Raw genomic sequence first — 11,505 nt, forward strand, 5'->3', positions numbered from 1 at the left:
AGACCATTTGCCGGGGACACGGCAGCGAAAGGACGGCGGATTTTGATGAAAAATTTCGTTATTCTGGGAGGCGGCTACGGTGGCCTTACCATTGCCAAGGAATTAATCAATAAATATATTCCCGATGATGTACAGGTTATTCTAGTGGATCGAATGCCCTTTCAGGGATTGAAAACAGAATACTACGCACTCGCGGCGGGGACGGTATCTGATTTTGATTTACGGGTACATTTTCCCGATGAACAACGGCTCATTCGCAAATACGGAGAAGTCACCTCGATGGATTTGGAAAATAAAATTGTACATTTCCAGGACGGCGAGCCTTTGCCCTATGAACAGCTTGTGATTGCACTGGGCTGTACGGACCGTTTTCACAATACACCAGGGGCTGAAGAACATAGCTGTACCATCCAGTCCTTTAACAATACACGTCAAACGTATCTGCGCCTGAATGAAATCAAGCCTTACGGACATGTGCATATTGTAGGTGGCGGTCTGAGCGGTGTTGAGATTGCGGCGGAATTGCGCGAAAGCCGCACGGATTTGAATATTACCATTATGGATCGGGGCGAGCGGGTGCTGTCGGCATTCCCGCAGCGTTTGTCTGCCTATGTGCATGCCTGGTTTAAGGAGCATCAAGTCGATGCGTTAAATCATGTGGGGGTTTGCCGCATTGAGCCGGGCGCTATTTACAACCATGATGAAGAAATTGTGACGGATGCGGTTGTATGGACTGCCGGGATTCAACCCGTGAAAATCGTGCAGGATTTAGCTGTGCCCAAAGATCCTCAGGGCCGCATTGTACTAAATGAATATTACCAAATTCCGGATCATCCCGAGGTGTATGTAGTTGGAGACTGCGCCAGTCTCCCCTACTCCCCAAGTGCTCAGGCGGCCGAGGTGCAAGGTGAGCAGATTGCACACATTGTACACGACCTGTGGAAAGGCCAAACGCCTCACCCGCATCCTTTGAAGCTGCGTGGCACATTGGGTGCGCTTGGCAAGAAAGCCGGATTCGGCTATGGTTTTATGGGCAGCACCTCGCTGCGTGGTCGTGTACCCCGCCTGCTCAAAAGCGGCGTGCTCTGGAAATCCAAACGCCATTTTGGCTAATCTGTTGGTACAACACACAAAGAAAACCTGCTCTGGGAGCGGGTCTTCTTTGTATTAAACATGTATGGACGGTGCGTATATCATAGATAGAACGAAGAAGGCTGACGAATGATTAACATCTTAGTCCAGATCAAGGTTATCCCATGCCTCGGCTTCCTTGATTTTGTTCATAATCACTTCGTACAGCAGCTCGGCTGAATCGGCAGATACAATCTCACCGTTGACCATCGCATACGGTTCTGCGTTACACTGACCACAATTGCTGAGACAGCCGTATTCAATGACGTCGTAATCCGGATTTTGCTCCAGTCTGGACATCATTTCATCGGTGCCAAAATGCATATTGCTGGTGCAAAATTCAATGATGGGTCTTAACATTTTTTCACCTGCTTTGGTCGACGGGCATTTTAATTTGGCCCGCTTTGTAATATAATAAATAAGGTATAGGAAAGGAGTTGAATTCTAATGAGCGAAACACAAAGCGTTCAAATGTATGATGAAGTAGCGGATGTACTGGATAAGCTTCGTCCGTTCCTGCAACGCGATGGTGGCGACGTTGAACTGGTTGATGTAGAAGACGGCATCGTTAAGCTGAAGCTGGTAGGCGCTTGCGGCAGTTGCCCAAGTTCCACAATCACGCTGAAAGCAGGGATTGAACGCGCTCTTCTCGAAGAAGTCGACGGCGTCCAAGAAGTGGTACAAGTATTCTAATGCTTGATGCATAATGATCATGAGAGTCTTGACTTCGGTAACGAAGCTCAAGACTCTTTTTTGTGTGACGGGATGTACTGATCTTAATCCCTTATATGGTCGGCCGAATCGGGTCCAGTCCTCCCGACACATCCATAATATTACCCGTGATAAAATCCGAATGCTCATCACACAAATAAGCAATCACACGCGCAATATCCTCTCCACTCCCCGGGCGTCCGCGCGGTGTCTCTTTATCCTGCAAGCCGATGACGTCGGCAATTGACTTTTCCTTGTTCGCACCCCGGATATCCCCGGGACAAATCATATTGACCGTGATACCATAAGGAGCCTCTTCCACAGCCAGTGACTTCGTAAAAGACACCAGCCCCACCTTGGCGGCTGCGTACACAGCACGATGCGGCCAAGCCCGTGCTTCTCCAGCATGACCGAAGCCAAAATGAATAATACGTCCCCATTGCTGGTTCCGCATATGAGGTAATACCAGATGATCCAGCAGCATCGTACCAACCAGATTCCCCTGAATCATAGTATGGATCTCAGCTACACTGTACTCCGCAAACAAGCGACGTTCCCGGATGAACGGTCCGGCGTTATTCACCATAATATCTACGCCGCCCAGCCGATCCTGTACTTCGCCGATCAGCCTTGTAATATCTTCCTGAATCGAAATATCCCCTTGCAAAGACAGACAGCGTACTCCCTTGGCTTCAATCACCTGCCTAAGCTCTTCGGCTTCCGTTTGGCTATGCACATAGTTTAGTGCAATGTCACAGCCTTCATCAGCCAGGCGCAGAGCGGTCATTTTACCTAATCCTTTGGCACTGCCCGTTATAAGCGCGACTTTGTGTCTCAACAGTTTTCCTCCTCTTCACAGAGAACGGTCACCCCCAAGTATAAAATATTTACGCTTCGCCTACAACTCCAAGCAAAAAGAAACCCCAAATCCTCTTGTTCAAGAGAATTCGGGGTTGGGGTTCAAAGCGTTCTTGTGTCCAGCTTAAAATGCCGGGATAATCGCGCCTTGGTATTTGTCTTCGATGAATTTTTTAGTTTCCGGGGATTGCAACGCTTTGATCAGCTTTTGAATCGCTTCGGAATCCTTATTATCCGGACGTGCTACCAGAACGTTAGCATATGGAGAATCTTTATCTTCCAATGCCAGTGCATCCTTCGTCGGGTTTAGCTTCGCTTCCAGAGCATAGTTCGTGTTGATCAGAGCAATGTCGACTTCAGGCAACTGACGTGGCAGCATAGCCGCTTCCAGCTCCTTGAATTTCAGGTTTTTCGGGTTTTCTGTAATATCTTTTACTGTAGCTTCAATGTTGCTTGCGTCTTTCAGCTTGATCAGACCTTGTTTCTCCAACAACAACAATGCACGACCTCCATTGGTTGCATCGTTCGGGATGGCTACGGTAGCACCGTCCGGAATTTCATCAAGCTTTTTATATTTTTGGGAGTAGATACCGAATGGCTCCAGATGAACCGCGCCTACAGATACCAGGTCCATTTTGCGCTCTTTGTTCATAACATCCATGTATGGTACATGTTGATAGAAGTTAGCATCCAGTTGCTTGTCGAACAATTGTACGTTCGGTTGTACGTAGTCGTTAAACTGAACGACTTGAAGACGAACGCCCTCTTTTTCCAACTGAGGCTTGATCGCTTCTAAAATTTCCGCATGTGGCACAGGAGAAGCGCCAACTTTCAGCTCGACTTCACGTGGTGACCCGCCTGTATTTTGGGTCGCATTGTTTGTATCGGATGTTGTGCTTTTCGTGCCGCAAGCAGCCAATACCGCAATTAATGTCAAGCTTAATACGGCCAATACCCATTTTTTCATGTGATTACCCCTCCAATAAATTGTAGTGTTCAGGATTCAGACTTCCTGATCAATAAGGATATCTATATGGTTTCCCTATTTTCGAGTATAATGCCGCACCAGACGGTCTCCCGCCATTTGCAGCAATTGCACCAGTACGACCATCAGTATGACCGCAACGATCATTACAGCCGTTTCATAACGGTAGTATCCGTAGTTGATAGCCAGTGTACCCAAACCACCGCCCCCGATCATACCGGACATTGCTGTATAGGATACGAGCGTAACGACGGTAATCGTTAATGCGGCGAGCAGACCCGGCAGTGCCTCACGCAACAGCACCCGCCTAATAATCTGACCTGTAGAGGCGCCCATGGCTTGTGCAGCCTCGATGACACCCTTGTCCACTTCGCGCAATGACGTCTCTACGAGACGGGCGAAGAATGGCGCAGCGCCAATGACCAGCGGTGGAATCGTACCCAGCACCCCGGTAGAGGTACCAACCAACGACCGCGTAAAAGGAATTAGTGCAACAATCAAAATAATAAACGGTACGGACCGCAAAATGTTTACGATAAAGGAAAGTACAACGTATATCACCTTCATCAGACTCCATGAAGAGCGGCTTGCCAGAAATAATAAAATCCCGAGCGGTAAACCAATAATAAGGGTGAACAACGCAGATGCACCGAGCATCTGAAGTGTCTCTAATGTAGAGTTACCTAGTTCTTCCCAACTCACTTGCGAAAAATCAAGTTCACTCATTGTCCGATCACCTCCACATCAAGTCCCTGACCGGACACTTCGCGTAGCGTATGCTCAATATCCTCCTGATTACCTTCAAAACGGACGATAAGCTGTCCATACGGTACGTTTTTAATCGTGGAGATGGTACCCTGCAAGATCGCAAAATCAACGCCGGTGCTGCGGACTGTACGTGACAGAATCGCATCATATGTCTTGCTGCCCAAAAATGAAATCCGTACAACATGCGCTGATTCCCCGCCCCCTGCTGCTGCTATGGCTGCTTGCAGCTCCTCGGGATGCTCAGACTCCCGCTGGATAAAGTCCTTGGTCACCTGATGCTGCGGCTTGAGGAATACTTCTGCCACCGGACCTTGCTCCACGATGTCGCCCTGATGAATGACGCCGACACGATCACAGATGCTTTGAATGACATGCATTTCATGCGTAATCAGCACGATGGTCAAATTAAAGCGCTGGTTAATGTCTAACAGCAATTTCAGGATGGACCCTGTCGTCTGCGGATCAAGCGCTGAGGTCGCCTCGTCGCACAGCAGTACATGAGGATCACTGGCAAGCGCCCGTGCAATACCTACCCGCTGCTTTTGTCCACCCGAGAGCTGTGACGGATATTTAGCGCTGTGTTCTTCCAGACCGACCAGTTCCAGCAATTCACGAACCTTCTGGTCCAGCTTCTGCTTGGGCGTGTTCACCAGACGCAACGGAAAGGCAATATTGTCATACACCGTCGCCGAGGATAATAAATTAAAATGCTGAAAGATCATTCCGATTTTACGACGCTGTTTCTGTAACTGGGATTGGCTCACGGTGGCGAGGTTCACACCATCTACCCATACCTCACCCGAAGTCGGCCGTTCCAATAGATTAATACAGCGGATCAGCGTACTTTTTCCCGCCCCGGAATGACCGATGACTCCAAAAATTTCACCACGCTTTATAGAAAGATTCAAACCGGACAGCGCACTAACGCGTCGGATGCCTTTGCCATAATGCTTGGTTAATTGTTTAAGCTCTATCAACGTGCTGCGACCCCCTTCACTCTTCCTTACCCTTTTAAGCAACGTTCATCTCTATGATGATACAAAAAGAGCCCCTTTCACAGAATGAAAAGGGCCCCGCTATGCGAACCTTTTCTCATCTGTCAAAACTGCTATAACTCTAGCGGTTTTGTAGGAATTAGCACCATCATGTCCCCTCCCGGTGTGTTACACCGGGAAAGAACGGGTTGCCGGGCTTCATCGGGCCAGTCCCTCCACCTCTCTGGATAAGAAAAATATGTTAAACTCCAGCTTTAGCTGTCTGTTAAGTTTATATTTAAAATCATAATTCAATCATTTTTCTGAAACTAGATTTCAGTATAGATAGTTTACATAGCTTTGTCAAAGGATATTTTCTCACATAATTATGGGCGAGCTTCCCTGTTCTCCCATTGTTTCACCGTATAACGAAAGGCAGTTGTCAAGGAACGGTTCACCATCTCCAGGCCTTGCTTCAAATCCTCCAGGTGATGATCCAAATCCTCCAGTTGTATCTTGCCGTACAAAGCACGATGCCGTTGCCAGAGATCATCCTGCATTTCCGTATTCATATAGTGTATTTCCGTGTTACGCCGCTTGCGCAGCCGATTGATCGCGTCAGTGTATGAGTCCTTGATATCATTCAGATCGTCGGTCATTACAGGATGCATTTTCAAATACTTGAATTGCCGTAGCACGGTAAAATAAGAATAATGCGGCTTATACTCGCCTGTTTTCAGATCATACAGATCATTGAGCCAGTTCCCGAGCTTATCCAAAATGGAAAATACCCTCACAAACCCATCCTTATAAAAGAATACGTACAGCGCATAATCCGATTTTTCATCAACGCTCATATCCTCGGCATATCCGGCCTTCACTTTCGTTCGGAAAAAGGCGGCAGCATGATGGCTCTGCTCCAGCTCATCCAAAGATGACATCAGGCCGCGTGTCAAAATATCCGCCTTGCGAAAATCATGAGTCGGATCTCCACTGGCCTGAATATGCCGCTCCAGTACTTTTAGCATGTCTGACATGCTGTTCATAGCATTCAGCAGGATGCCCTTGTCCACACGTGGCGGCTCGCCTAGCAGCTTGCGTATCATGCTCACGCCTCCTTTTATGAATGTAAATCCGGTTGTTGGGTTGACTAGGGCGTCAAGCGAAATAACTCGTCCATCGTTGGTCTACAAGCTTAACAATATCCTCGCGCGGCAGCACTTCATCCGGGTACCCCGGCTTCATGCGTGCATCCACCACAATTGGCAGCTTGTAGTTCAGATGATGCAAACGCACCTCGCTATCTGCATACATATCCGTAGCCGGGTTAAATCGAGTAAACACCGTCCACAAGAATGATGCTTGTGAGCGAACGACTTCCTTGGCATCATCTACAATAAAGACAAGTGGCCATTCCTGCTCACCCGCAGCCAGACGCTCCAGCACCCGCGCCGCCAACTCAGGCTCCTGCTCAAAGGTCGCACCGGATACGATGAGACAGCCTCCGCAATACGGCTCAATCTCGCGAATACCCGGCAGGTCGCCTCCTTCATAGGCTCGAGGCAGCTCACGTATAGGCTCACCTACACCCATCAGGATCGCTTTACTGCCGTGATTCAGCTTACGGCCCGTATAATCAAGTGTATCGTGAGACGTATGATTGAAAATAAACAAATCTGTCGCTGGATTAAATCTCTCCAGAATGGTTTCCAGCAGCAGGTTAAAGTCGGATAAATCAATGACCCGATCCGTGAGCATCAGGAATTTGGTTAACGACAATTGGCCCTGTCCCAAAATGGTAAAGCCTGAGACCAGTGCTTCACGGGAATAGCTTTCACGCACAACTGCCGCTGCCAATGCATGTACGCCCGTTTCTGCGTAAGCCCACAGCGACTTGACGGAAGGCATCACAAGCGGATAGGCAGGTGACAGAAGACGTTGTAAAAATTCTCCGAGATAGTAATCCTCCTGCCGTGGTTTACCTACAATGGTCGCTGGATAAATGGCATCCTTGCGGTGGTACATATGCTTGACATGAAATACAGGGAAATCATGCTGTAAGGAGTAGTAGCCAAAATGATCGCCAAACGGTCCTTCCGGACGGCGTTCATGAGGCGGCACGTAGCCGCTGATTGCAAATTCGGCCTCTGCCGGAATCCGGTGACCGCCGAGCGGGTCCTCAGTCATCGGCAGCTTGCCGCCCATAATGAGCGAGGCAAGCAGCAGCTCAGGCAGATTTTCCGGTGCCGGAGCAATCGCGGACGCAATCAGGGCTGGTGGCCCGCCGATAATAACTGTCGTCGGCAACGGCTCATTACGCAGCTCAGCTTCATGATAATGAAAGCCGCCGCCTTTATGAATTTGCCAATGAATCCCGGTCGTCTGATCATCATAAATCTGGATACGGTACATGCCCAAATTATGATCCTTGGACTGACCCGGCTTCTCGGTATATACGAGCGGAAGCGTGATAAACGGCCCCCCGTCGTCCTGCCAACTCGTCACTCTTGGGAGTGGAGCCAGCGGAGCATCCGTACGGCGAACTCCCAATACAGGAGCCTCGCTATGAGATACCGTTTTCAGTCCTACTTTTAGCATGTCCTTAATCAGCCCACGTTCATTCCACAATGCCTTGGGTGTAGGTGGAAGCAATGTTTTGGTCGCCCCTACAATCGCATCCATCAATTGCTCCGGGCGAGGGCCAAAGGCCATGTCCACACGACGGTTTGTGCCAAACAGATTGCTGGCTACAGGGAACGGGGTACCTTTTACATTGGTGAACAGCAATGCCGGTCCCTCTTCCTCAATAACTCTCCGATGAATCTCGGCCAGCTCCAAATAAGGATCGACGGGTGCTTCTATAATTTGAAGATTATTTTCTTTACGCAGCGCTTCAATAAATTGGCGCAAATTCTGGTAGATCAACTGGACGATTCCTCCTAAGCAAATCAAGCCCTCGAGAAACTCGCGGGCCTGGTTTGTTTCTTATATACTATTATACGTGCTTCAACGCCACTTGGGCAAAATATCCGTTTCACCAACCATACATGACTACTTAAGTGCGCTGTGAATGCGTCCGAACGATGTTGCGATCCGGTGACAATTGCCACACACGGTAGCTCATGTAGCACAAAATGGAGAACAGTGTTGCAATGGCCAGCATGTGTGCCAGTACCACAAACATGTAAATTTCCGGTCTGGTGACGTACAACAGGCTAATGCCAATAACAACCTGAAGCATAATCAATACCACCGCAACGACACCCAGTATACGTATATCCCGATGATTTGGGTGATAGCGATAAGAATAGTGCCCCACAGCCAAAATGACCACGAACAGCAGTCCCGATGAAAGCTGGTGAAGCAACAACGGAGATATAATACCGCCGAGATTTACAACTTTTTGAATTACCGAGTGACTGAGCAGTGCGCCCGAGTATACCGCAATATACGTATAGATCGTCGACAACCATATAAAATTACGAAAGCCCCTGTTGACAGGCACGGTGGCCAAACGCGGGTTGAAGCGCGAATCCGCATGTTCCTTCCAGGCTCCCAATGTCATCATAGTCGCGCTGGCAAAGGCGATCAGGGCAAAGCCAAAATGCAGCGCCATGACCGGAGCGGATTGGGAGAAGACCACAGCCAAGGCCCCCATCGCTCCTTGTATAATGACAAATACTAGCGTCAACAACGAGAACAGCTGCAAATCCTTCCGATGCTTCATATACAGCAGAAAGCCAACAAAAGAGGCGATAGAAAGCAGACCGGCCATCGTGCTGACGGAGCGGTGAGTAAACTCAATAATGGATGCGACCGTATGTGCCGGAACCAGCTTACCATTACAAAGCGGGAACTCCCGACCGCAACCCAGTCCCGAATCGGTCCGCGTCACGACACCTCCGCCAAAGGTAGCCAAAAACATGACAATACATGTTACGAGTGCAAGCCACTTTAATATTCTAATTTTGTTGTTCAACGAACTCACCATATCCTTCCAGATAAAATATTTATTATCCTTATATGTTGTGAAATGATCACTTAAAATAATTATAACTGATATATCGTTCCTTGACATACGCGCTTTGTTGACAAAATGTGAACGTGTCCCGTTAGAAAGCCGCCCCCTTTGGAAGGAAGCGGCTCTCTGAATACCCTTATGAATAATTTCCCTCGGAACCCTCATACCAGCATAACATCAATTATTTAGCCAAGCTGGCGTGTACTTCCACAGCCCGGTCCAAAAACTGCTCGATTTCCTCACGGGATTTACGCAATCTGTTCACCAAACGCACCAGCTCGCGGCCTTCACTGTAAGCGATAAAGCTGGGAATACCCAGTACATTTTGCTCCTGGCTAACGCTCTCCGCCTGCTCTACATCAATCTCAATTAATGTAAGCTTGTCTGCATATTGCTGCTCCACATCAGGCATAAACGGATCAATGAAATGGCAATCCCCACACCAGTCCGCCTTAAACACAGCCACCGTTACGCCAGAAGCGGATATTGCCTTATTAAAGTCTTCATGAGAGACGATCTTTTGCATGGATGAGTCCTCCTTCAATTCTGTTTGTATAAAAGAGCTTGTGCTCTCTATTGTAACGCCAAGTGGCGCTTTTGCACACTCCCCTATTATTCTCGTATCACCGATTGGAAGCCCTGCCATCGAGACATACTAATCATATAACTTAAGAACACACTTTGAGCATCCCCGTATACTTAACGGGTACGGAGTGTACTCATCATTGAAAGGAGGTTATCAAGTATGTCTCTAACCGAATGGTTCCATGTGGCATCACGTCAGCTACAGGGTGGGCTAAAGCTGCTCGGTTCCGTACCACGTGTTGCGGAGGAAGCGTGGGAAGGCAAGCGGGCGGCCTGGACCGAGTCCCGCAAACTGCGCTATCCGCTACGTGAGTTACCATGGGATTATCATACCGCACAGTCCGCCATGGATGAAGCCGAAGCGCTGATGCTGGTAAATGGACCTGCATCCCGTCCCTCTTCTCTGAATATGCCCTTATGTGAAACGGACTGCGAGCTGGTCGAGCGGATCAAGAACGATACGGCACAAGAGAATCGCAGCAACATCACCCGTACAGCCGCTTACCTGGAGTGCTATCATGGCTACCCCGAGTTGCATTGGGCGCTGCTGGCTCACCTGGTTTCTCGCAATGGTGGCTATAACATGACCGATTTGAAGGGCGGTCTGATCGACAGTCTGTTCGGCGAACAAGAGAAGGAATGGTTATATCGGCTGCTGGAGCGCTGCAATGCCCTTATTTTTCAGGACGCCTACCCGCAGCTGCAGCTATACATGCACAGCCGTCATTTGGGCCGAAGCTGTTTTCATTTGCTGCCCCATTTTCATGTATCACCATTCATGAGACCCTTCTGGGAACGTTTCTGGGCTTGGCGGGACAGCTCTCTCTTAAGCGTAGCCCTCATCATCAATGAACAAAACTATATTGAAGGCCGGGTGGTGAAAGATCCATATTTCCAAAAATTTGTGACGCACAAGCCAGGCTTTTATTTGCATGATTGGCTCCAGTTGAATCAGATCATATTTCCGCTCGGATTAAACGGGGGGCTCGCCGGACTTATAATGGAGCGCTTTGGCCATCTGGATGAACGGATTGGCTTTGGTAAAAGCCTGTATGCCATGCTGTTCGGACACCAGCAGGTGCTGGACCAAGTAACAGCATTCGCTACCAGCGTGCCCCACACTGGCTCACGCAGCGACTATTGGCCGGGACTGTTCACTCCGGACAAACAAAAAGCGCTGCGCTCCCCTGAAGAGAGTGCAGCGCTCCTGGCGCATGAATGGCTACCGCAAGGACAACGCCTGTACAGCCCCGAGCTGAACGCCGTCTGGTCGGATACCGCTTATGATCCGATCCCCCGTTACGACTGGTTTCAGGACGGATCCACACTTGGGCATCTCAGCGAACCAAAGCGACCGCTGTTATTTGCCATGCGGCATGAGCACCGCCATGGCATCCAAAAAACAGCGATGGCCCATGACGCTCATGCCAGCCTGCGGCCTTTCCACTAAAAAAGCTGGGGGGGCTGCCTTT

Annotated in this window: 12 protein-coding genes and 1 riboswitch; of the genes, 3 read left to right on the forward strand and 9 right to left on the reverse strand. The window is 49.1% G+C overall.

Annotated features, from left to right (window positions below; translation table 11 throughout):
• Positions 1–45: 45 nt before the first annotated feature.
• A complete protein-coding gene (locus ABIA61_RS18325) occupies positions 46–1,113 on the forward strand; it encodes an NAD(P)/FAD-dependent oxidoreductase (protein WP_283653187.1) in 1,068 nt (355 codons plus the stop codon).
• Between the two features lie 120 nt (positions 1,114–1,233).
• On the opposite strand, the gene ABIA61_RS18330 is transcribed toward ABIA61_RS18325, so the two are convergent.
• The gene (locus ABIA61_RS18330) at positions 1,234–1,491 is read right to left on the reverse strand and encodes a YuzB family protein (protein ID WP_134912826.1); all 258 of its coding nucleotides are present in this window, start codon (positions 1,489–1,491) and stop codon (positions 1,234–1,236) included.
• 87 nt (positions 1,492–1,578) lie between these two features.
• Between ABIA61_RS18330 and ABIA61_RS18335 the strand changes: the two genes are divergently transcribed.
• On the forward strand, positions 1,579–1,824 hold the full coding sequence (locus ABIA61_RS18335; protein ID WP_013311836.1) for a NifU family protein: 246 nt from the start codon (positions 1,579–1,581) through the stop codon (positions 1,822–1,824).
• Positions 1,825–1,915: 91 nt separating this feature from the next.
• Here the strand turns inward: ABIA61_RS18335 and ABIA61_RS18340 are convergent, their stop codons facing one another.
• From ABIA61_RS18340 to ABIA61_RS18375, 8 genes are all read right to left on the reverse strand, one after another.
• Positions 1,916–2,680, reverse strand: coding sequence for an SDR family oxidoreductase (locus tag ABIA61_RS18340; protein ID WP_283657298.1), 765 nt, complete (start codon positions 2,678–2,680; stop codon positions 1,916–1,918).
• Positions 2,681–2,824: 144 nt separating this feature from the next.
• Entirely contained in the window at positions 2,825–3,667 is an 843-nt protein-coding gene (locus ABIA61_RS18345; RefSeq protein WP_044645446.1) for a MetQ/NlpA family ABC transporter substrate-binding protein, read from the reverse strand.
• A 75-nt stretch (positions 3,668–3,742) separates the two neighbouring features.
• The gene (locus ABIA61_RS18350) at positions 3,743–4,411 is read right to left on the reverse strand and encodes a methionine ABC transporter permease (RefSeq protein ID WP_044645445.1); all 669 of its coding nucleotides are present in this window, start codon (positions 4,409–4,411) and stop codon (positions 3,743–3,745) included.
• Positions 4,408–5,430, reverse strand: coding sequence for a methionine ABC transporter ATP-binding protein (locus tag ABIA61_RS18355; protein ID WP_404581105.1), 1,023 nt, complete (start codon positions 5,428–5,430; stop codon positions 4,408–4,410). The genes ABIA61_RS18350 and ABIA61_RS18355 overlap by 4 nt, the downstream gene beginning before the upstream one ends.
• Positions 5,431–5,542: 112 nt before the next feature.
• Positions 5,543–5,682: riboswitch (SAM riboswitch) on the reverse strand.
• Between the two features lie 131 nt (positions 5,683–5,813).
• A complete protein-coding gene (locus ABIA61_RS18360) occupies positions 5,814–6,533 on the reverse strand; it encodes a Cthe_2314 family HEPN domain-containing protein (protein ID WP_404519535.1) in 720 nt (239 codons plus the stop codon).
• Between the two features lie 52 nt (positions 6,534–6,585).
• Complete coding sequence (locus tag ABIA61_RS18365; protein ID WP_404581106.1) at positions 6,586–8,352, reverse strand: UbiD family decarboxylase; 1,767 nt, start codon at positions 8,350–8,352, stop codon at positions 6,586–6,588.
• Positions 8,353–8,482: 130 nt separating this feature from the next.
• Positions 8,483–9,415, reverse strand: a complete 933-nt coding sequence (locus tag ABIA61_RS18370; protein ID WP_283653193.1) for a COX15/CtaA family protein — start codon at positions 9,413–9,415, stop codon at positions 8,483–8,485.
• 214 nt (positions 9,416–9,629) lie between these two features.
• Positions 9,630–9,974 (reverse strand): thioredoxin family protein, encoded by a 345-nt coding sequence (locus ABIA61_RS18375; protein ID WP_137060148.1) that lies wholly within the window; start codon positions 9,972–9,974, stop codon positions 9,630–9,632.
• Between the two features lie 219 nt (positions 9,975–10,193).
• On the opposite strand from ABIA61_RS18375, the gene ABIA61_RS18380 reads away from it, so the two are divergent.
• Entirely contained in the window at positions 10,194–11,483 is a 1,290-nt protein-coding gene (locus tag ABIA61_RS18380; RefSeq protein ID WP_404581107.1) for a DUF2515 family protein, read from the forward strand.
• Positions 11,484–11,505: the final 22 nt, after the last annotated feature.

Origin of the sequence: Paenibacillus sp. RC21 (genome assembly GCF_044907935.1) — a bacterium.
GTDB lineage: Bacteria > Bacillota > Bacilli > Paenibacillales > Paenibacillaceae > Paenibacillus > Paenibacillus terrae_A.